Below are 22,967 nucleotides of genomic sequence, written 5' to 3' on the forward strand. Positions count from 1 at the left end.
ATCTTTTATATAACTATAGCAAATTAATATAATATTAATTTATTTGTAAACCTAATTAATAAAGCGATTTATAAAAAATATTTATTTTAATGATATGGAAGTAAATATGATTATTTCTGACTTTATTAACTATTAATCAAAAATTTATATGTATTTTTATCACAAATTTACCGGAAACATCTATTTTCATCTATTTTTCATAAAAAGGAGACCCGTTAAGGGTCTCCTTTACTATAATCCAGCAGCATCAATCCAAGATTGTAAATCTTCCTCCGCCAGTTCCATATCCTCTATATAAGCACCAGCTACAACTGGATACTTAGCGACCTCTACGGTATGTAAAATTGAGTCATCACGACCATTTTTATAAGTCCCAATCCAGATTCCAGAAAATTGTGATTCATACCATTCTACAGGTTGATCAGTTTCATTAAAGTTAATCGTAATATGACCGCGTCCAAGTGTTTCTAATACTTCAACTTGTTCTTCCTCTGTTAAACCCGTTTTTTCAATATAAATCGAATATGTCTCACCAGTTTCACGCAAATTCTTTAGAGCCAAACGCAACTCATTTAAAACGGCGCGAACATTACCATAATTTTCAATCATAAATACTCCTATACAGAGACTATCTTTACATTCTATAAGCTATCTATATACTATATGAAATTTTCACTTTGTGCTTTAGGCTCAGCTACTACGCCCCATTCTCGTAGTACATTCAAAACACGTTTCTTAACCTCAGGCAAGGCGCATTGTACCGGCTCGCTAGGTTCAAAACCGATTTCCAATGATTCCGGCTCTACACCGATAACCACTGCATCTTCTAATGGATCCTCTTGAATAGCACGGATACGTAAAATATCTTGCATTCCTACTTCATGTACAGAAATATGTTCCGTAAAATATTGTTCTAATTCCTTATGAGGAAATTCATATATAGTTCCTGGAGCATCTCCGCCATTAATAGCGTCTACAAGAAGGATTTTCTTCATACCACGCATATACGTAAGTAATTCCATTCCCATAGTGCCACCGTCAATAATGGAAATTGCAGGCGTAAATGTGAAAGACTCTTTCAATTCTTTTACTACATGAACACCTAATCCCTCATCGGTAAGTAAAATATTGCCGACTCCGAGTAGAACAATTTCATTATCTCCATCATCATAAAGGCTATTTAAATCAATACGCGGACCCTCTGAGTCCGCGTATTGTTCCAAGCCACTAATAATATCAGTACTTGTATTAGTCATTTTCTTGTAATTCTCTTTCTCTAGGATCATTAGGATCACTTGGACGATATGTAGTACCAGATGGTTTATCAATACGTTCCCCACGACGACGTTTACCATTAAGGTCTTCAATATCAATTGGATCATGAGCGTAATATTTCATACCTGAAACCATAGCAGATACTTCGCCGGATTCCTCCATAACATCTTCTCGGAATGCCATATACACGTGAACAATAGTAAAGAACAAGAATCCCCACGCAATGTAGTGATGGATAACATGGACCTTGTATTCACCACCAAATAATGTAACCACTGGTGCAAATAAAGTTCCTAGAATACCATTAGGGTTAACCATCGAATACATTGCGAAACCCGTTAAAATTTCAAAGAAGAACATAATGTATACCATCATATACGCAGTTCTAGCTAAGGAATTACGAAGCCAATGATGTTCATGTTTTTGAGGAATCATTAAATAGTGCAATGTTGTTTCTTTAAGACCGTACCAATACCGTTTTTGACGGAATTTAGGTAATAATCTATCCCCTCTGTTCCAAAGAGCGCCTGCAAAACGGAAGATGAAGGAGAACGTTAAGATAACACCTGCAATGAAATGGATACGACGCATAGTTTCCATAGAGAACCAGCCATCAATAGCAAAGGTTGGTTCAGGGTTACCCGTAATCGCAGCAAAGCCTGGATCACCAATATATAGGCCAGTCCAGAACAATGCAGTTACACTGAGTACCATAGTCCAGTGGAATATACGCAACCATAGACTAAATACGACATACGCCTTTTTGTCAGTATGTATTAACATAAGTCCACCACCCTTTATTTACACAATGCATCTGTATTGACGGAAACAATTTTTTCGCCTTTTTTATTGTATAAATGGGTTGCACATGCTAGGCATGGATCAAAGGAGTGAATTACCTTCAAAATTTCAAGTGGTTTATCCGCAATTTTTACATGTGTATCAATCATAGAATCTTCATAGGCACCATGTTCATTAGCTGCAGTTTTAGGGCACGCATTCCATGTAGATGGTACGATACATTGATAATTTGCAGAGCGTCCATCTTTAATATGTATCCAGTGCCCCAAACCACCACGAGGCGCATCTACAAGACCAACACCTTTAGCATCTTTATCCCATGTATTTGGTTCAAACTTAGTCATATCCGCTACTGTAGTATCACCATTTTTAATATTAGATACAAGCTTGTTAAAGAAGTATTGGCTAATATTTGCCGCTACCTGTGCATCAAGGCCACGACATGCTGTACGTCCTACCATAGTAGTCATCCATACATGAGCTGGTACACCCAATACTTGTGATACTGTATCAATTTGACGAACAATCATAGATTCAGCCCAAGTTGGGTCTTTGATTATGCCTTGTTTTACCTTTGTATACACAACAATATATTTTGCTAATGGACCAACCTCTGCAGTTTTCCCTTTGAAAGTTGGAGATTTAATCCAAGAATATTTTTTATCTTCATCAAGGAATTCCCATTTTTCTTTTGTACCAGATTTAGGACCTGTAAATTTAGGATCAGTAACACCTTCAATAGGATGAAGTGTTTTTGTTCCATCTGGATATGTAAACCAGGAATGATCAACCTCTTCACTAAGATATTGAGGATCCATGAAATCTTTACCTTCTAATGGGATGAATGTTGCTTTATCTACACCTAATGCAAAGTTCTCAACAACACCATTGGAACGAACAATACATTTCTTATGATAGTCACCATTAGAAATACCGGTGTACGTATCATCAGGATAATCGCCATAGGACATAACGCGTTTCTTCGCAAGGCCACCACCATCGATCATACCTTTTTCTACATATATTTTACCGATAGCTAATAGATCTGGCACGTAGAAATTATCAACTAAGTCTTTAGTCAATGCAATAGATTGCTCTACAGCAGCAAGGCGTTGCGTATTAATAGGGGCATTCATATCATTCATAGAAATAGAGCATGGCATGCCACCTACAATGTAATGAGGATGAGGGTTTTTGCCACCAAATACAACATGAGGAATTACAATATCCCGTTGACGATCAAGAATGTTCAAATAATGAGATACGGCCATCAAATGAACTTCTGGAGGTAACAAGTTATAATCAGGATGATCCCACCATTGAGCGGAGAAAATCCCCAATTGGCCTGATTCAACTATTTTCTTAACCTTTTGTTGTACAGCCGTAAAGTATGCTGTAGTAGCCTTAGGAAACTCTTTAGGATAGGCTGAGTCTTTTGATGCCGTTTCCGCAGGTGCTAAACCGCTCACATTATAAGTTGCTAATACATCATTTTGTAATTGAGCGGTTTTAGCAGGATCTGCACTAAGAGCTGCTACCGGACTAACCCAATCAAGCGCATGTAAGTGATAGAAATGCACGATATGATCATGCACATCTAGACTACTATGCATGATATTACGTATATAGTTTGCATTTTTAGGAATTGTAATTCCAATTGCATCCTCTACCGCACGTAATGCTGCCAACGCATGTGTTGTAGTACATACACCACAAATCCGTTGTACGAACGCCCAAAGGTCACGAGGATCGCGATCTTTAGCAACAAGTTCGATACCGCGCCAAGCAGTACCAGAAGACAATGCGTCCTCTACTTTACCACTCGCTTCATCAACTTTTATTTCAACCCGTAAATGACCTTCAATACGGGAAATCGGATCTACTACTACGCGTTTCATTAGTGACCTCCTCCATTATTATGTTTCTTTTCATCCCATAAGCCTTGTTCTTTTAAGCGTTTTTCTTCTTTCATATCAAGAATTTTATTACGCGTAAGAGTTGCTGCACCATGAACGATAACCGCTGCAGTGGCACCAACGGCAGCTACTGTACCGATTGTATCAGCAGTTGTGATAGTATTAGCCAATGGAATATCTGGTAATCGTTTGTAGAACACATCATTATCCCAGAAGCCCTTTTCAGAGCAACCAATACAACCGTGACCGGATTGAATTGGATAGGATAAACCATTCCACCAACGTAGATTACCACAAGAATTATATGTTTGAGGTCCACGACAACCTACCTTGTATAGGCACCAACCAGATTTAGATGCATCATCGTCAAATTTTTCAACGAAGAGACCAGAGTCAAAGAAGGCACGACGGTAGCATGTGTCGTGAATACGATTGCCATAAAATTGTTTAGGACGGCCTTGAGAATCAAGAGGTGGAATTTGACCAAATAATGCATAATGCATAATTACACCAGTCATAACCTCCGGAATCGGAGGGCAGCCAGGAACCTTGATAATAGGCTTACCAGATACAACGGAAGATACAGAAACTGTATTTGTTGGATTTGGTTTTGCCGCCTGTATACCGCCCCAAGAAGCACAAGAACCATATTCTATGATTGCTGCAGCTCCTTTAGCTGCTTCTAATAGGGATTCTTTAAATGTACGTCCACCTACTGTGCAATAAACACCATCTTCATCAAGTGGTACGCCACCTTCAACAGCCAAGATATATTTACCGGCTTTTTCTTTGATGATTTTTTCTAAATGTTCCTCTAATGGTGCACCAGACGCTGCCGCCAAAGTATCATCATATTCAAGAGAAATCATGTTCAAAATAACATCAGAAGTAAAGGGAGAGGATGAACGGATAAAAGATTCACTACAACCAGTACATTCATGACCATGCAACCAAATCACCGTAGGTAATTCAGTTGTTTCGGCAGCCTTAACAACGGTGTCTAACATCGTTGGAGGTAGACCTAAAATAGCAGTGAGTGCTACACAGGATTTCATAAATGTGCGTCGACTCAAACGGCGTTCTTGGAAGAGTGTCCACAAACTATTTATACGATTCTTCATGGAATATAGCCTCCTTACAACAACTTTGCGCAATATAATTATATTACTTAATAAACTACAACGTTTATGACAGAAATCATTTTTATGAGCTCACTCTATCAGTTTGACGAAGTTCAACCAGCATGATGACAATCATATTTTTACTATTTTATTATATCACTTAACATTTTTGAAAACTATAAAATTTAACAAAAAAGCTGTATATAAGAAATTAACTTTTCTTATATACAGCCTCATGTTATTTATTTTCTACGAATTCCTAGTTATTAATTAATTAGATAACTTCCTTTATTAGAGACTCAAGCATATCTGCTTTTTTATAACCCACAAGGGAATCAAGCATTTTACCATCTCGGAAGAATACTAAGGATGGAATACCATCAACATCTTCTTTTAACAAAATACCACGAAGATTTTTATCTTCTGCATTAACACTAAAGAATTCTACTTGACCTTTTAAACGCTCTGCTACGTCTTCAATCTCTGGACGCATAACGGTGCAAGGTTCGCACCAACCAGCCCAAAAATCAACAATAGCTAAACCTTTAGCGCCAAGCACTTTCTCATCAAATTCTTGTACACTAGTAATTGCTGTAATTGCCATGAAGTTCTCCTAACAAAGATCTACAATCTTATATACTATCAATTATATGTTAAATATAGAAGCAAGCAATCAATAAGCCGAGTTCTGTTCCACTTGCGCGGTGACGATTATCTTTCTAGGCGTACAGTCGCCTGCACGCTCGAGCGACACAACCCGGAAGGTAGGCGGGACCACCCTTAACCCTTCCCTATTCGGTCTTGCTCCGGATGGGGTTTACCGAGCCAGCCTGTTACCAGACTGCTGGTGAGCTCTTACCTCACCTTTCCACCCTTACCACTTACGTGGCGGTTTCCTTTTCTATGGCACTTTCCCTAAGGTTACCCTCGCCAGACGTTATCTGGCATCCTGCCCTATGGAGCTCGGACTTTCCTCGAGTCTTATAGACTCGCAATCGTCTTTCATACTTGCTTCAATTCAGTTTATCATAGCTAACAATTTGTTGCAAGAAAATGCATCATTACACAAAGAAGAAATCATTTTGTTCTGTAAAAGCTTTCACAGGAACAGTAAGCCTTGTAGAAATTAAATAATCACGCAAACCACACGCTACTATAGACTCAGTTCCAAAATGCCCCCCATCAACTACGAGTAAACCTAATTCCTTAGCCATTTGCGCCTCATGATACTTCACATCACCTGTGATATAGGCATCTACATGTAATCGAGCGGCATCCTTAATAAATTCAGCACCTGCTCCGGAGCATAGTGCAATGGATTGAATCGCTTTTGGCGCAACACCGGCAAAGCGAATATTGGCATCAGGCAAAGCCTCTTGTACCCATTCACGGAAAGAATCTAAGTTTAATGCATTTGGCAAGCGACCTACACGTCCTAGATATTGAGTTGAACTAGTAGGCTCAACTATATTTAAAACCTCATAAGCCACCTCTTCATACGGATGAGCTGATTTCATAGCCGCTACGACTTCGCTTAAATGCATACCATCGACTATAGCATTTACTTGTACCTCAGGAGCCACTGTCAAAGCACCAGCTGTCCCAATGACAGGATGAGAATCTTCATTACCAACAAAGCGCCCTTCACCATGGGTACTGAAACTGCAATATTCGTAATTACCAATTCGACCTGCCCCTGCATCGCCCATCGCCAAACGAACCGCATCAGCCGAGCTTTCAGGTACAAAGGTAGTCACCTTATAGAGCACCTCTTCACCAGTTTTAAAAAAGCCCTTAATATCTATAAGTCCCAATTGCTTCGCCAACATATCATTGAGACCGCCTGGAGCGATATCAAGATTTGTATGAGCACTATATACGGCAATCTTATGTTGAATCAGCTTATTAATCGTACGCCCTTGAGCAGTATCACATGATATCTGTTTTAACCCTTTAAAGATTAATGGGTGATGACTAATAATTAGATTACAATTCTGTTCAATAGCATATTCTACGGCTTCATCTGTTACGTCTAACGTAGTCACTACACCTGTAACAACTGCATTCCGATTACCCAGCATTAAACCTACATTATCCCAAGACTCTGCATAGGAGCGGGGTGCTAGTTGTTCCATTACATTAATAATTTGTTGAACCGTCGTCATAAAATCACTTCCTATCTATTCTATAAAAGATTCCGAAGAAAATTAACTTCCTGCTCTAAATCCTGATATTTATCAATATGACTTAATTTCTCTGTCATATCATCTAATGCACATTGTCGTTGATATATTAAATACTCTATATATTTCATCCAAAGTGGTGGTCTGTCTTGTTCCAATAAAGCCCCTACAGACCACAACAAGGAATCTTCCGGTAACGCTTGATAAACATCTACATATTCAGTCATACCTGTATAAGCTTCTACACAATCATTGCGTACTACTAAAAACGCTGTATAGAGCTTACCAGCATCTTCTACGATGATTTCTAGAACGATAACATATCCCTTTTGAACCATGTATTGACGTAATTCTTTTTGTCCATTCTGTGGTTGGAGTACATAGAACTCTAATGGTTCTGGTCCTGCATCTATAATATCTCGCATTAAGAAGCCACCCATACCACAACAAATGGCACCATTCAACTCACCCTTTTCTGTCATCTTAAGACCATCGCCTAAACGACAATCTACTTTAGCGGCTAATCCACAAGACTCAACATATGCCCTTGCAGACTCTAACGGATCTTTATGCACATCCCCGGCAATGACATATTCAGCACGTTGACGATTGATGAGCTCTACCGCTAAATAGCCGTGATCGGTGCCAATATCTGCAATGGCATGCGCCTTTGGTACGATTGAGAATACCGCTTCTAGGCGGTCCATCATAGGTCTAGGTTCCATAACTTCCTCTACTATCACTAATTATTTATTCTTAATTACTAATTCTTGATTATTTTCTTACTTATTTGTTCTCGTTTATATATCTATAAACACAATACTATTCTGAAATAATCTCTATTATGTTGCCTCAAAATGAGTTACATATAAAAATAACCGCCCTTGAAATCTCAAGGACGGTAGATATCAACATAATGGTGGGCCCACCTGGGATCGAACCAGGGACCGACCGGTTATGAGCCGGTTGCTCTACCCCTGAGCTATAGGCCCTCAGTTAGTTTCTAGCTTATTAATTATACCGAATAGACTATCATTTAGTCAAGGTAACTCAAACGCTAAGACTGTTTCATTAGCATAAAACGGTGAATCATATGATCTTCGTTAAATACGCCTTTAGTAGTTAGTGTAGTCGTTTGGCTATCTGTAGATTTAATGCCTCTTGCACTCATGCAGCTGTGGGACGATGTAATGTGCACAATAACATCATTAGACCCTGTCGCTAAAGAAATTACTTCCGCAATATCTTCACCAATTTTTTCTTGCAATTGTAAACGCTTGCAACACATTTCAGCTATGCGAGGAATCTTAGATAAACCTATGACACGACCTTTTGGTATATACCCAATACTGATACTCATATCATACATCAATGCCATATGATGTTCACAATGAGAGAAGCAAGTAATATCCTTTACTACTACCATTTGATTTGTATCTACAGCGAAGGTTTTACCATACATTTCTGCAATTTCAGCATTTGTATACTGAATGCCTTCATATACCTCTTCCATCATTTGAGCTACCCGTTTCGGTGTTTCTAACAAACCGTCCCGATTAGGATCCTCACCTAGTGCTTCTAACAACTGATATATAAGCGATTCTATTTTTTTGTATCCATATTTACCCCTTTATATCAAGATTCCATCAGATCCCATATCATACTATGCATAAAAAAAGATACTGACACTACACATCCTAATAATACTATACACCCTTTATATCTGGATCCCAGACAAATTTATGGATTTGCAGTTGAAATCGTACATTTTGCAAATTATATGCTTTCATATAATCGATAATCAATACCGCTTCAATCTGTCCCCATACAGGCGATACATATATTTGAGCCGCTGTAGGATATTGGTCAATTATGCGACGCATACAATCCAAATCTTCTGGAGAACCAACGACAAACTTGATAAGATCTCGTTCTGTAGCCACCTTGAATATGTCTATATTCATAGACTCTTCGGCTAAAGAAGACGGTGTTTTATAATCGTAGGTAAACCACACATTATCTCTATGAAAACTCGGTATAATCGTGCCATTTGTTTCAATATTGAAATCATAAAGGCTATTATTAAGCATCTCTCGTTTATCAAATTTATCTATATCAATAATACAAGTTGAACCAGCTTGACCTGATGTATTATCCTGCATTGTTTCAGCCTTCCGACGATTTAACTCATCGATTAGCTCTACTACAGCGGCTTCTTGCAATAAGGGCTCCCCACCAGTAATAGTAATGCGATGATTACCTAAGCTTTCAATAACATCAGCCACCTCAGCTACAGTCATCTCTGTGAATACACTATCAATGCCGTAACTATAAGTCGTATCGCAATAGGAACAGCGAATATTGCAATCATGAAGACGTAAAAATGTAGTCAGCAAGCCTTGCCGACTACCTTCCCCATCAATAGAGGCAAAAATCTCAATCACGTTCATAAACAGCTGTGTTCCCTTCAGATTCTTGAACCTCTACTTTAAAGCATTTTGGGCCCAATTCATCAGCAATCCATTTTGCCATATTCTCCGCAGTGGGATTAATGTCACCTAGTACATCGTTGATATGGCGATGATCCAAGCGACCATGAATTTTTTCTTTAATAATCGTAAAGTCGATGACCATCCCGTTATGATCTAACTCTTCAGAGCGTGCATGAACTGTAATAATCCAGTTATGCCCATGAAGATTTTGACATTTACTCGGATAATCTAGTTTTAATTGATGAGATGCACTCACCTCTAACCGTTTAGTAACTGTAAACATTATATCTCCTATCTATTACATAAGCTTTCAACTTATATCTATTACATAAGACTTATCGCTATTACATGAAACCCTTGTCTATTACATAAGTCTTATCACAAAATATTTTTTATTGTAAGATATTATTATTTTTTATTATAACACAAAAGGGTTGTAATACAGTGCTATACAACACTGCATTACAACCCTTAAGAGTTTCAAAATATTATAAGAAGTCTTTGATTTTATCACGTTTACCGCGATTGCGCAATTTAGTAAGCGCTTTACCTTCAATCTGACGAATACGTTCTCTTGTTACATTGAAATGTTGACCAACTTCTTCCAATGTACGAGGCTTACCATCCTTCAAACCAAAACGTAAAATCAAGACTTGTTGCTCACGATCAGTCAAGCATGTAAATACATCTTCAATCTGCTCTTGCAATAAAATGTAGCTAGCTGCATCGTCTGGAGCAATTGCATCTTGGTCCTCGATGAAGTCCCCTAAATGGGAATCTTCCTCTTCACCAATCGGAGTTTCCAAGGATACTGGCTCTTGAGCGATTTTCTGAATTTCACGCACCCGCTCTACAGTAATTCCCATACCTTCAGCAATTTCTTCTGGCAATGGCTCACGACCCTTGTCTTGCAACAATTGTCTAGAAATACGAATCAATTTATTAATTGTTTCTACCATATGTACAGGAATACGAATCGTACGAGCTTGGTCTGCAATAGCACGCGTAATTGCTTGACGAATCCACCATGTAGCATACGTAGAAAATTTATAACCTTTAGTATAATCGAATTTATCTACCGCTTTGATTAGACCTAAGTTACCTTCTTGGATTAGATCCAAGAACAACATACCGCGACCTACATAACGTTTTGCGATACTTACAACTAGTCGCAAGTTAGCATCTACCAATTTTTTCTTTGCCTTTTTGCTAAGTTGAATATCTTTATATGTAGCATCCTCTTGAGCACCAGCTTCAATTTGCTTAGCTAATACGATTTCTTCATCAGCTGAAAGCAATGGCACTCGACCAATCTCTTTTAGGTACATTCGTACAGGGTCATCGATATTAACACCAGAATCAACACTTAAATCGATAGCAATTTTTTTCTCGCTAGAAACTTCGTCTTCATCTTCATCCGTTTCAATTGTATGATTATCTGTATCATCAGCATCGATATCTGCCACAATCTCAACATTCAATTTACCCAAAGTCGTATAAATATCATCTAATTGTTCCGCAGTAATTTCCGTCTGCTCATGAAGAGCATCTGAAATCTCGGATTGTGTCAACACACCGCTCTTACGGCCTTTTTCAAGAAGTTGCTCAACAATCTCCTCTATTTGACTTTTTTGTACTTTCTTAGCCACAGCGCTCTCCTTTTTAACCATTAATGATTTACTTAGACCATTCTCTAATTAAATTCTGTATTTCCTGACACTTATGTAATTCGCTAATAAACGTCGAATCTCCTGCTCGTTTTAATTGATCCGCCATAATCGAATGCGCTTTATACTGTTCACGCAATGAATGGAGCCTTATCTTGCGGATTAATGCAGGCACTTGTACCTTATATTCATCGTCACTCATGACGACCAACCTAGAGTAAATATCGTATTCTTGAGAAGATAAAACAGATTGAATTGCAGTTTCATCTAGACGACCTTCGGACTTATACAAGGTGAATAGCTTTTCTATTATACCTCGATATTCAATTTTTTCAAAGTCCTCTAATGGCAAATAGCTCATCATATGTTGTAATACTTCGCCATTTGTGAAAGCTAAGGATAATAATTTTTCCGCATCACCCCTTGGTAAATCCTGTGTTGGCAAAGGTGTCGATGCCGTATCCACTAATTCAATTTGTCCTTTTTTCACATAATCTCTAAAGTATCTAAAAATAGTACTATTATCAAGCCATAATGGCAATGCCAATGTTTTTAAAGCATCATCTCTCTGCGTTTGACTATCTATATTTGCAATATATGGGAAAACATCTGCCATAACAGCCTGCTTTCCTTCTGTATCATTTGTATCGTGTTTAATTAAAGACTCACTTAATAGATAATCAAGAGGCTTAACAGCTTTAGCAACTAACTCCTTAAATGCCTGCCCCCCATGATTACGCACATAATCATCTGGATCTTTGCCGTCTGGCATAGCAAGGACACGCACCTTAAAATCCGTATTTTGCAATAATTCAATAGCTCTAGCAGCCGCCTGACGACCAGCACCATCCATATCATAAGCTAACACGATTTCTTCAGCCTGCCTCATCAAGATATGTCCATGATCTCTTGTATAAGCAGTCCCCAATGATGCGACTACATTAGTAACACCATGATTATGAGCAGATATAACATCCATATAGCCTTCTACAAGAATAGCTTGTTTTTCCTCACGAATAGATTTATAAGCCTTATCAAAAGCAAATAGAAGTTTACCTTTTTCAAAGATTGATGACTCTGGAGAGTTTAAATATTTTGGTGTACTATCATCCATAACACGCCCACCAAAAGCAACTACTCGCCCTTTACCATCCATAATGGGGAACATAATTCTATTTCTGAAGAAGTCATAAAATTGACCCTTTTGATTCTTTCGGACAAGATTCAACTCCAAGAGAATGGAATCATCAATACCACGGTCATGAAAGGCACGATATAACTTATCCCAACCATCAGGAGCAAAACCAAGTTTAAATTGTTCTATGGTTTCTTGTGTGAGCCCCCTCTTTTTCAAATAATCTAATCCCACTTTACCAATAGACGTTTGAGTGAGACAGTTATGGAAAAAGGTGGTTGCTAAATCAGAAGCTTCATACAGTTTTTTACGTCTTTCATCTCTAGCTCTTTGCTCAGGTGAAAGTTTCGCCTCTGGCAATGGAATATTAGCTCGATTAGCTAGCCGTTCTAGGGCTTCTACAAAGGTTAAATGCTCTAATTCCATAAGAAATTTAATAGCATTTCCTGATGCATGGCAACCAAAACAATAATAAAAACCCTTTTCAGGAGCTACGCTAAAGGATGGCGTTTTTTCATTATGAAATGGACAACAACCCCAATAGTTCTTGCCGCGTTTCTTTAAGGCTACATGCTCGGATACAACTGACACGATATCATTAGCATCTTTGATTTGTTCAATCAACTCATTTTCAAAATATCGGCTCATAGCCAACGCCTCCTTCCCCATATATATATTAATTCTATATACAAATAAAAAATCCTCTATTTGTAAAGCATTTTAATCAATTAAATTATAAAAATAATATAAAAAAGCTTGATACGAATCATAGGAATCATCATCTACAATGTAATGTACATGATGATTTCTATACGCCGTATATAGCAATATGTAATTACCGAAACTTTGATAACAATAGGCTGCAATGAAAACATTGCAGCCTATACTTATCGCTTATAGCATATTATTTTGCGTAATCCACAACGCGAGTTTCACGAATAATTACGACCTTAATTTGGCCTGGATATTCAAGTTCTGACTCGATGCGTTTTACGATATTCCGAACAAGTAATGTAGACTCAGCTTCATCAATCTTATCCGGTTTTACTACAACGCGAATCTCACGACCGGCTTGAATAGCAAAACATTTTTCAACGCCTTCGAAGGATTCAGCGATTTCTTCCAATTTAGATAAACGTTTTAAGTAGTTTTCTAATGTTTCTCGACGTGCTCCTGGACGGGCAGCGGAGATAGCATCAGCGGCAGCTACTAATACAGCTTCTACAGTTTGGAACTCTTCATCACCATGATGAGCACCAATACAGTTAATTACTGCTGCACTTTCACGATATTTACGAGCCACATCAACACCGATTTGAACATGAGAACCTTCAAGTTCACGGTCTAATGCTTTACCAATATCATGAATCAAACCACCTCGTTTAGCCAAAGTTACATCACAGCCTAGTTCAGCTGCCATTAAACCTGCTAAATGAGATACTTCAATGGAATGTTTCAATACGTTTTGACCATAACTAGTACGATATTTCAAACGGCCTAAAATCTTAACAATTTCAGGATGTAAGCCGTGAACATCAGCTTCAAATGTCGCTTGTTCACCAGCCTCTTTAATAGTTTGGTCCACCTCTTTACGAGCTTTACCAACCATTTCTTCAATACGAGCTGGATGGATACGACCATCTACAATCAATTTTTCCAGCGCAATACGAGCCACTTCACGACGAATTGGATCGAAGCCGGAAAGAATAACTGCTTCTGGCGTGTCATCGATAATCAAATCAATACCTGTTAATGTTTCGAGTGCACGAATGTTACGGCCCTCACGACCGATAATGCGACCCTTCATTTCATCATTAGGCAATGCCACTACGGATACGGTAGTTTCCGCTACATGGTCAGCTGCACAACGTTGGATTGCAGAGGAGATAATTTCTTTCGCTTTTTTCTCCGCTTCATCCTTAGCTTGCTGCTCCATTTCCTTAACCATAATCGCCGTTTCATGACGGATTTCTTGTTCCACATTCGTTAACAAGATATTTTTTGCTTCTTCGAACGTCATGCCAGAAATACGTTCTAATTCTGCCATTTGTTTTTCATACAAAGCTTCTACCTTTTCACGGCTTTGGGCTAAGTCAGCTTCTTTGCGATGTAAAGCTTCCTCTTTGTGCTCAATATTGTCTAATTTTTTATCCAAAGATTCTTCTTTTTGAAGAATACGACGTTCCATACGTTGAAGTTCAGAACGACGATCTTTATTTTCTCGTTCCACATCAGAACGGAGCTTATGAATTTCTTCTTTCGCTTCTAATAAAGCTTCTTTCTTTTTAGACTCAGCTGTGCGTTCACCATTTGCAATGATGCGTGCAGCCTCTTGCTCAGCTTGATTCAGTTTTCCTTCAGCAATATTTTTTCTTAAAAAATAGCCTACCCCTAGTCCAATCAGTACCATTACCACTGCAATTAGACTATACTCTAAAATTTCTTTCACCTCCTTTTATTTCTCAAAATTGAGCTTTCATGCTCCTTTTTATGCCCTTTATGCATTAAATTATCAATTAGCCATATCATCATATAAATAAATAAGGCTATTATTAATTTTAGACTTCAAAGCCCTTTCTGTCAAGATTTTACAAGCTTAGTAAGGCCTCTCAAAAAGCATAATTTATTCATAAAAATCATTGCATACAACTTGAATTGTGCTTGTTGAGAACCCCCTGTATTTGAGAAAACTGAAAACCTTTACCCGAGGAGTCTTTTCTTCATTGAGAATAGATCCAAACTTTTTCTCTACCACCCGATAAGCAGCTTTTACCTCATCATAAGCAGAAATTTCTTGAGGAATCGCAAGTCCTCGAAGTTTCATTTTTTGCTTAATCATATAAGCACCGTATTTTTGTTCTTTCATCAAATAGGTTAATACTTGCTCCGATAAACGTTCATCATTGATGTAATCATAATCTCTAAGGCGCTCAAGGACCCTCTCAATGATAGGGTCCTCGAATTGTTTACGTCTCATTTTTTGTGTCAGTTCATAAGAACTAAGAAAGCGTTGAGCTAAGAAGCGATACGCTTGATCCATAGCAGCTTGCATCGTTTCGTCACTCATGATTATACTTCTTCAGTTACTTCTTCACCGATTACATCGATTTCTTCAGTACCAACAGCTAATGTATCACGAATAATGCGATCGATTTCATCAGCTATTTGTGGATTGTCTAGCAAGTATTGTTTAGCCGCTTCTTTACCTTGGCCCATACGTTCCCCATTATAAGAATACCAAGCACCAGATTTATTAATAATTTCCATATTTGTACCAATATCAATAAGTGTGCCAGTTTTAGAAATACCTTCGCCATACATCAAATCAAATTCAGCGGTCTTAAATGGAGGTGCCACCTTATTTTTAACAACTTTGACTTTTGTGCGAGCACCAACATTTTCATTATTTGCTTTGATCAATTCCCCTTTACGAACATCAAGACGCACAGAAGAATAGAATTTCAACGCACGACCACCAGTTGTTGTTTCAGGATTACCAAACATAACACCAACTTTTTCACGCAATTGGTTGATGAAGATAACAACTGTTTTGGATTTACTGATGATACCAGTCAATTTACGCAAGGCTTTACTCATCAAACGAGCTTGTAAACCTACATGAGCGTCACCCATTTCACCATCAATTTCCGCTTTAGGTACCAATGCTGCTACGGAGTCAACTACAACAATATCTACTGCACCACTGCGAACAAGGGCTTCTGTAATTTCAAGAGCTTGTTCTCCATTATCTGGTTGAGAAATCAACAAATTATTGATATCTACACCCAAATTGCGAGCATATACAGGATCCATCGCATGCTCCGCATCAATAAATGCTGCAATGCCACCTTGTTTTTGAGCTTCTGCTACCGCGTGAAGAGCTACTGTTGTTTTACCAGAAGATTCTGGACCATAGATTTCAATTACACGACCACGAGGGAAACCACCTACACCAACAGCAATATCGATAGCTAGAGAACCAGAGGAAATCACCTCTACATTCATGCGATCTGCCGCCTCACCAAGACGCATAATAGCACCTTTACCAAAATCTTTTTCAATTTGTTTTAATGCGTTATCCAACGCTGCTTGTCTACCATCTACAGCCATTATTTTATTTCCCCTTTTCTGTTATATAAGTATAAACATAGTAAAGTGCTAGCTCTGCTGCACTTTGTCTAATATCTTCTCGATTGCCAATTAAATTAGCTTTATGGGCTACCGTACCATGTGGACCAGTAACACCAAACCAAACAAGACCAACAGGCTTTTCTAGCGTACCGCCTCCAGGACCAGCTATGCCTGTCGTAGAAACAGCATATGTTGTTTGACCAACAATTCGTGCCCCCTCTGCCATAGCCTTAGCCACTTGCTCACTAACAGCACCATACGCATCTAGCATATCTTGTGGTACACCTAAAACACGATGTTTCACATCATTACTATACGAGATGACACCGCCCATATAGTACTCACTACTACCACTGACATTAGTAAGAAGCTTGCCAACCAATCCTGATGTACAAGATTCAGCAGTACTAATAGTACTATGTTCCTCTAACAAGGTTCGACCTAATGTTTCCTCCATAGAAATTGTTAAGTTGCGCCCTATGCGAGAGCCTAAGCGTTCTCGTATGATTGCATCCCAAGGATTAAGCAGGTCTTGTGCCGCTTCTAATGTTTCAGCCTTAGCAGTGATACGAACCTCAATGTAGCCCTTTTTAATAAGCAAAGCGATCGTCGGATTAGATTGCTTCTTAATGAGATCCATCAAGGTGCTTTCTAAATCAATTTCACGAATATCATATACACCATAACGATAAGATGTAACAACCCCTTGAGAACCAAATCGACCATTTAAATAAGGAACTACGCTCTCTTGAAACATTCCCTTCATTTCTCCAGGAGGTCCAGGTAGAAGTATGTATGTAGTGTCACCATCTTCAACGACGACACCTGGTGCAACTCCAACAGGGTTATATAATACTTTCGCCCCTTCTGGTAATTGTGCCTCTCGCCGACTCGCATCAGGTATAGTACGGTTTACACTTTTAAAGAACCTTTCAAGCTCATTCATGGCCTCTTGATTAAACACAATAGGTCTACCAATTGAATCGGCAAGTACATTACGTGTAATATCGCCCTGCGTAGGTCCTAACCCACCAGTACTAATAACGATATCAGCCCTTGTACTAGCGAGCTGAAAGACTTCAGCCATTCGTTTCGGATTATCACCTACCACTGATTGATGGGCAATGGTATATCCTAGTTTATTCAACTCTTGTGCCAGCCATGATACATTCGTATTTACTGTATCACCTAGCAATAATTCTGAACCTGTAGAGATAAGTTCTACAATCATCAGATCACCTCCACAATCGAATATATCGAACTGTGTATTATTCTACAACTGTAGCTACTACATCATAAGCAAAGCCTTGCTCTACTTGTACCTTAAGAATATCACCAGGTTGAATGTCTTCACCGCAGTCTTCAATGTACATATTACCATCTACATCAGGTGCTTGAGATTTCAATCGACCTTTTGCAAGCAATGTGTTATTCTCGCCTTCTTCGATTTCCTCTACCATCGCATAATCAATGGTACCTTCTAAATCGCGATTGTTCTCTTCAGAGATAGCAGCTTGGATGGACATAAGAACGTGATAACGCTCTTCTTTGACCGCTTCTGGTATTTGGTCTTCACGAGCACCCGCTGGTGTGCCAGCCTCTTGAGAATATGTAAATACGCCCATGTTATCAAATTTGATTTCTTTTACAAAGTCACAAAGTTCCTCAAATTGTTCATCTGTTTCACCAGGAAATCCAACGATGATAGAGGTGCGCAATGTAATATGAGTCGGCGCATTTCTAATTTTCTTAAGCAAACGCTCAATATCATTGCGATCGTCTCGACGATTCATTTGTTTCAAGATATCGTTATTAACATGTTGCAATGGAATATCTACATATTTACAAAGCTTTGGCTCATTAACTATAATATCTAACAATTCATCAGAGAAGAATGTCGGATATAGGTATAGCATGCGAATCCATTCTATGCCCTCTACAGTTGTTAATTCTTTTAACAATGTAGTCAACAATGGTTTACCATTATTAAGGTCGATGCCATAACTTGTGGTATCTTGAGCGATAAGGACAACTTCCTTAACCCCTGTCGCTGCCAATCGTTCCACTTCAACCTTGATAGACTCGATAGTCCGACTACGGAATGCACCGCGTACCTTTGGAATAATACAGAATGTACACCCGTTATTACAGCCTTCCGCAATTTTAACATATGCACTATAACGAGGTGTTGTTTGAATACGAGGCATGCGCTCATCATAGATATTCGTAATATTTTCCATTATACAACTACGATTGCCGTGCTCAATAGCATCAACGGCTACCATAACTTGATCCCATGCACCGGTACCGATTAATGCATCAATTTCAGGAATTTCTTGGAATAATTCATCCTGATATTGTTGGCTAAGACAACCTGCTACGATAAGGCCCTTACAAGCACCATCTTCCTTATATTGAGCAACCTCAAGGATGGTATTAATAGACTCAGCCTTAGCTTTTTCAATAAAAGTACAGGTATTTACAACGATAAGATCTGCTTCGCTTAAGTCTTCTGTAATTGAATAGCCATTATCTCTCAATAATCCTAACATTACCTCTGTATCTACTAAATTTTTAGCACAACCTAGGCTAACATATCCTAATTTTTTCCCCATTCCATATCCTTTCGTCACTAGATTCTTTTTTTATTTCTTGGATTTATACAGCTGACTTAGTCCTTACGGAATCGTACCTGGCTAACCCAATGATTTAACAATAACTTTTTACCTTCTAGGGTATAGCCACCATTCACAGGCCATAACACTAAATCATGCCCTATAGAATCTTTTGGCTCATCCATCTCAGGATTAGTAAATATATAGGTAAAATTCTTTTCTACCATATATTTCGCCGTTTTAGAAGATAGTAACCAATTAATAAACTCTACACTATCTGCTTTATGTTTTGAATTTTTTAAAACAGCAGCACCAGTCACATAATAAGACGTACCATCTTTAGGATAAATGATCTTAATTGGATACCCATGATGACTATATTGCGCCGCATCAGACAAGTTACCAATACCAATATTTGTTTCCCCTAGCGCAGTTAAGCGTATTGGAGTAGACAAAAATTTAGCATGTTGAACCACATGAGGCTTCAAACTATACAAGTATTCAAGAGCCTCTGGTTCCCCTTTGTACTCTACCATATTGTATAGCAAATTGGCCGCATTCTGAGATGCTACAAAATCAGTCATAACGATAGACCAATCACCTTGTTTTCCCAATGTTTCCCATGTAGTAATATATTTACCAATGCCATTATGGAAGGTATCATTCTGAACAAATACGATTGGATCGTACCAGAGACCAACCCAATAGCCATTTGGATCCTTTAGATTATCACGTACCTCGTCAATACGTTCATTGACGATGGGCATATATTTACCTGCATTGGCACCAACTACGAGATTATCTTCAGAAGTTAGCACCAAATCACCAGAAGTATCAGCCACGGTAGAAGCCGACCGTAACGACATTTGTTCCTCTGTAAGAGGCATTACAGTAACTTTTACCTTTTGTTCCTCTTCATAACGCTCAGCAAGCATAGCTGTCAAAGTATTAGGTAAGTCCGTATAGACTATAATTTCACCACGAATAGGCTCTTTGGCCTGTTCTATTTGTTCTTGTTGGTAAAAGTTTATACCATAAATCAACATTCCTACCACAAATAATGCTAAGATGCTCGGAGCAATCCATCGTTTCATATATGCCTCCCATAAGACATAAAGTATCTTAAAATGAGAGTAGCTAGAGCTACTCTCTAGGTTTAACGACCACCAAAACTTTTATTAGATGTACGAACTTTAGTCACATCTCTACTACGCCTTTTGGCAGTCCGGCATTGATTCCTAGGTTCGCAATCTCGTTTGCCATTACGGAATTTACTAGATTGGCTAATACGCTTAGAATTTCCACTAATTGGGCGCGGTGGAATTAAGCATTCCGGGCCAAAGCCAATTAAATCACGTCGATTGGCTTCTATGAGAGCCTCTTTAACAAGATCATAGTTTTCAATATTTTTAAACTGCATCAAAGCGCGTTGTTTTGCTTTATCTCGCCCCTTTTTAGCAACATAAACAGGCTTTCCATCTAGTGGATTTATGCCCGTATAATACATGCAAGTAGAAAGACTACCCGGTGTAGGGATAAAATCCTGTACTTGCTCAGGGTACATATGGTGGTCTCGTAAAAATTCCGCCAATTCAATAGCATCCTCTAACGCACAACCTGGATGAGAGCTCATAAAGTACGGAACTAAGTATTGTTTCTTACCAAGCTTTTTATTTGCCTCTTCAAACCAAGACTTAAAGGTTAGGAATTCTTCTTTACCAGCTTTTCCCATCATATTGGTAACCCGTTTAGATACATGTTCTGGAGCTACCTTTAGCTGCCCACTTACGTGAAATTCGCAAAGTTCCCGCACAAAATCTTTATTGTTATCGGCTAGTACATAGTCATAACGCAAACCAGAACGAACAAATACCTTTTTTACACCTTTTAGTTTACGTAATTTACGCAGTAAAGCAATATAGTCATCATGATTTGTATTCAAGTTTTCACAAGGCTCTGGAGCCGCACAAGTACGACCTTTACACGCACCATAGACAGCTTGTTTATCGCAAGCTAGATGGCGGAAGTTTGCCGTAGGGCCCCCTACATCATGAATATACCCTTTAAAGTTGTCCATCTTGATCATCATGTGAGCTTCTTCAATCAAAGACTCATGACTACGATTCTGGATGATACGCCCTTGGTGATTAGTAATAGCACAGAAAGAACAACTGCCAAAGCAACCTCGTTGGCTCACAAGGCTAAATTGAACTTCACTTAATGCTGGCACACCACCCTTATCATCATATTTAGGATGCCACTTTCGAGTATATGGCAAGTTATAGACACCGTCCATTTCCTCCTGCGTCAATGGCAAGGCAGGCGTGTTCTGAATGAGATATCTATCACCATGTTTTTGGACTACAATACGACCATAGAACGGATCTTGTTCATCATATTGAATGCGAAATGCATCGGCAAAGTCCATCTTATCCGCCTTAATAGCTTCATAAGACGGGCACTCTACATAGTCAATGGTTGGAATCTCCTTTGCCATGTAGCAAATGCCACATATAGATGGCAAAGACTCTTTGAATCGGCCTTGATCTAAGGCATCAGCTAGTTCAACGATTTGAAGTTCTCCCATGCCATAGACGAGTACATCGGCCTTAGAATCTACTAAGATGGATCGACGCACCGTATCTGACCAATAGTCATAATGACCAAAGCGACGCAAAGACGCTTCTATACCACCAATGATAAGAGGTACATCACTGTAAGCCTCCTTCATACGGTTAGCATATACCAAGGTAGCACGATCTGGACGATGACCTGACTCACCACCTGGAGAATAATCATCTTGACGGCGAACTTTCTTTGCTGCCGTAAATTTATTAAGCATTGAATCTAAATTCCCTGCCGTAACAAGGGATGCTAGACGTGGTTTACCTAGTTTTTTGAAAGCCTCTACATCATTCCAATCTGGTTGATCTATAATGCCTACACGATAACCTTTGGATTCCAAGTATCTACCGATAACTGCAGGCGCAAAGGATGGATGGTCCACATAAGCGTCCCCACTGATGAGAACGAAATCTAATTCAGCCCAACCACGTTCCTTCATATCCGAAGGTTCTGTTACTAAAAATCTATCCATTGATTGTGTAAATGCCTTTCTATCATGCCTAATCAGATACTAGAACAGGAATAACCATAGTAAAAATAATGCCATGCAAACTAAAATAATCCCTAAAATAATGCGTTCTTGTACAATAGAGCGTTGACGTTTTCGTTGACGCGTTTCTAAGGACATACGCTTTTTAGATGTTTGATATTCAACAAACTCACTTTGTACCAAATTAGGAGTTGCTTGAGCCTTCCGTCTTGTAACAGAACGTAAAGAAAAGGTATCTATGTCTCCTACTTGGCCCTGATATACTTTCACCAAGCGATCCCCATCAAGATCTAAGTAGTTACCATAGTTTCGAATAAAACCTTTTACGTAGACTTGACCAGGAATGATATCATAGTTGCCATCTTCGATAGCCTCTAAATAGGTTGTTTTAATGTGCAGCACTTGCTCCACATCTTTAAAGGTTAGATTACGTCTTACCCGTTCACGTCGTAATTCTTCGCCTAATTCAGCCATTTTCGTTCCTTTCTAAATCTACGTAATATTCATATAGTAATT

21 protein-coding genes, 1 tRNA gene and 1 other RNA gene are annotated in these 22,967 nt (G+C 38.7%); all 23 read right to left on the minus strand.

The features are described 5' to 3' along the window. Window positions 1–231: 231 nt before the first annotated feature. The 23 genes from AAA071_RS03005 to AAA071_RS03115 all read right to left on the minus strand — a co-directional run bounded on the left by AAA071_RS03005 (window position 232) and on the right by AAA071_RS03115 (window position 22,925). Window positions 232–609, minus strand: coding sequence for a hydrogenase expression/formation C-terminal domain-containing protein (locus AAA071_RS03005; RefSeq protein WP_008714244.1), 378 nt, complete (start codon window positions 607–609; stop codon window positions 232–234). A 50-nt stretch (window positions 610–659) separates the two neighbouring features. Next, window positions 660–1,256 (minus strand): HyaD/HybD family hydrogenase maturation endopeptidase, encoded by a 597-nt coding sequence (locus AAA071_RS03010; RefSeq protein WP_278466420.1) that lies wholly within the window; start codon window positions 1,254–1,256, stop codon window positions 660–662. Next, a complete protein-coding gene (gene cybH, locus AAA071_RS03015) occupies window positions 1,249–2,058 on the minus strand; it encodes a Ni/Fe-hydrogenase, b-type cytochrome subunit (protein WP_008601341.1) in 810 nt (269 codons plus the stop codon). The genes AAA071_RS03010 and cybH overlap by 8 nt, the downstream gene beginning before the upstream one ends. A gap of 14 nt (window positions 2,059–2,072) precedes the next feature. Beyond that, window positions 2,073–3,974, minus strand: a complete 1,902-nt coding sequence (locus AAA071_RS03020; protein ID WP_004698603.1) for a nickel-dependent hydrogenase large subunit — start codon at window positions 3,972–3,974, stop codon at window positions 2,073–2,075. Beyond that, window positions 3,974–5,113, minus strand: a complete 1,140-nt coding sequence (locus AAA071_RS03025; RefSeq protein ID WP_004696383.1) for a hydrogenase small subunit — start codon at window positions 5,111–5,113, stop codon at window positions 3,974–3,976. Before AAA071_RS03025 ends, AAA071_RS03020 begins: the two co-directional genes overlap by 1 nt. 274 nt (window positions 5,114–5,387) lie before the next feature. Continuing rightward, window positions 5,388–5,717 (minus strand): thioredoxin family protein, encoded by a 330-nt coding sequence (locus tag AAA071_RS03030; protein WP_004698670.1) that lies wholly within the window; start codon window positions 5,715–5,717, stop codon window positions 5,388–5,390. A 57-nt stretch (window positions 5,718–5,774) separates the two neighbouring features. Continuing rightward, an RNA gene (rnpB, locus tag AAA071_RS03035) (RNase P RNA component class A) lies at window positions 5,775–6,125 on the minus strand. A gap of 49 nt (window positions 6,126–6,174) precedes the next feature. Continuing rightward, the gene (locus AAA071_RS03040; protein ID WP_349234020.1) at window positions 6,175–7,278 is read right to left on the minus strand and encodes a Nif3-like dinuclear metal center hexameric protein; all 1,104 of its coding nucleotides are present in this window, start codon (window positions 7,276–7,278) and stop codon (window positions 6,175–6,177) included. Window positions 7,279–7,298: 20 nt separating this feature from the next. Continuing rightward, on the minus strand, window positions 7,299–8,021 hold the full coding sequence (locus AAA071_RS03045; RefSeq protein WP_349234021.1) for a tRNA (adenine(22)-N(1))-methyltransferase: 723 nt from the start codon (window positions 8,019–8,021) through the stop codon (window positions 7,299–7,301). Window positions 8,022–8,213: 192 nt separating this feature from the next. Beyond that, window positions 8,214–8,288: transfer RNA gene (locus AAA071_RS03050), tRNA-Ile, on the minus strand. Window positions 8,289–8,353: 65 nt separating this feature from the next. Beyond that, window positions 8,354–8,902: a GTP cyclohydrolase I FolE gene (gene folE, locus AAA071_RS03055; protein ID WP_349234046.1), complete on the minus strand. Its 549-nt coding sequence runs from the start codon at window positions 8,900–8,902 to the stop codon at window positions 8,354–8,356. A 100-nt stretch (window positions 8,903–9,002) separates the two neighbouring features. Further along, window positions 9,003–9,746, minus strand: coding sequence for a 4Fe-4S cluster-binding domain-containing protein (locus tag AAA071_RS03060; RefSeq protein ID WP_349234022.1), 744 nt, complete (start codon window positions 9,744–9,746; stop codon window positions 9,003–9,005). After that, the gene (gene queD, locus AAA071_RS03065; protein WP_021148329.1) at window positions 9,733–10,071 is read right to left on the minus strand and encodes a 6-carboxytetrahydropterin synthase QueD; all 339 of its coding nucleotides are present in this window, start codon (window positions 10,069–10,071) and stop codon (window positions 9,733–9,735) included. Before queD ends, AAA071_RS03060 begins: the two co-directional genes overlap by 14 nt. Before the next feature lie 205 nt (window positions 10,072–10,276). Continuing rightward, window positions 10,277–11,437 carry an RNA polymerase sigma factor RpoD gene (gene rpoD, locus AAA071_RS03070; RefSeq protein WP_077708559.1) on the minus strand — a complete coding sequence of 387 codons (1,161 nt, stop codon included), beginning with the start codon at window positions 11,435–11,437 and terminating at the stop codon, window positions 10,277–10,279. 28 nt (window positions 11,438–11,465) lie between these two features. Then, on the minus strand, window positions 11,466–13,238 hold the full coding sequence (gene dnaG, locus AAA071_RS03075) for a DNA primase (RefSeq protein ID WP_077708560.1): 1,773 nt from the start codon (window positions 13,236–13,238) through the stop codon (window positions 11,466–11,468). Between the two features lie 256 nt (window positions 13,239–13,494). Next, window positions 13,495–15,000 (minus strand): ribonuclease Y, encoded by a 1,506-nt coding sequence (rny, locus tag AAA071_RS03080; RefSeq protein ID WP_038125528.1) that lies wholly within the window; start codon window positions 14,998–15,000, stop codon window positions 13,495–13,497. 213 nt (window positions 15,001–15,213) lie between these two features. Beyond that, window positions 15,214–15,657, minus strand: a complete 444-nt coding sequence (locus tag AAA071_RS03085) for a regulatory protein RecX (RefSeq protein WP_039965037.1) — start codon at window positions 15,655–15,657, stop codon at window positions 15,214–15,216. A 2-nt stretch (window positions 15,658–15,659) separates the two neighbouring features. After that, window positions 15,660–16,700 (minus strand): recombinase RecA, encoded by a 1,041-nt coding sequence (gene recA, locus AAA071_RS03090; RefSeq protein WP_008601363.1) that lies wholly within the window; start codon window positions 16,698–16,700, stop codon window positions 15,660–15,662. Window positions 16,701–16,704: 4 nt separating this feature from the next. Beyond that, window positions 16,705–17,952 carry a competence/damage-inducible protein A gene (locus AAA071_RS03095; RefSeq protein WP_302682915.1) on the minus strand — a complete coding sequence of 416 codons (1,248 nt, stop codon included), beginning with the start codon at window positions 17,950–17,952 and terminating at the stop codon, window positions 16,705–16,707. A 37-nt stretch (window positions 17,953–17,989) separates the two neighbouring features. After that, window positions 17,990–19,336 (minus strand): 30S ribosomal protein S12 methylthiotransferase RimO, encoded by a 1,347-nt coding sequence (rimO, locus tag AAA071_RS03100; RefSeq protein WP_302682916.1) that lies wholly within the window; start codon window positions 19,334–19,336, stop codon window positions 17,990–17,992. Between the two features lie 56 nt (window positions 19,337–19,392). Further along, the gene (locus AAA071_RS03105) at window positions 19,393–20,430 is read right to left on the minus strand and encodes an ABC transporter substrate-binding protein (protein WP_012864574.1); all 1,038 of its coding nucleotides are present in this window, start codon (window positions 20,428–20,430) and stop codon (window positions 19,393–19,395) included. 62 nt (window positions 20,431–20,492) lie between these two features. Then, complete coding sequence (locus tag AAA071_RS03110; protein WP_349234023.1) at window positions 20,493–22,433, minus strand: YgiQ family radical SAM protein; 1,941 nt, start codon at window positions 22,431–22,433, stop codon at window positions 20,493–20,495. Window positions 22,434–22,472: 39 nt separating this feature from the next. Continuing rightward, window positions 22,473–22,925, minus strand: coding sequence for a helix-turn-helix domain-containing protein (locus AAA071_RS03115; protein WP_004698676.1), 453 nt, complete (start codon window positions 22,923–22,925; stop codon window positions 22,473–22,475). Between the last annotated feature and the right edge of the window lie 42 nt (window positions 22,926–22,967).

This window comes from Veillonella parvula (genome assembly GCF_040097785.1).
GTDB classification, from domain to species: Bacteria; Bacillota; Negativicutes; order Veillonellales; family Veillonellaceae; genus Veillonella; species Veillonella parvula_D.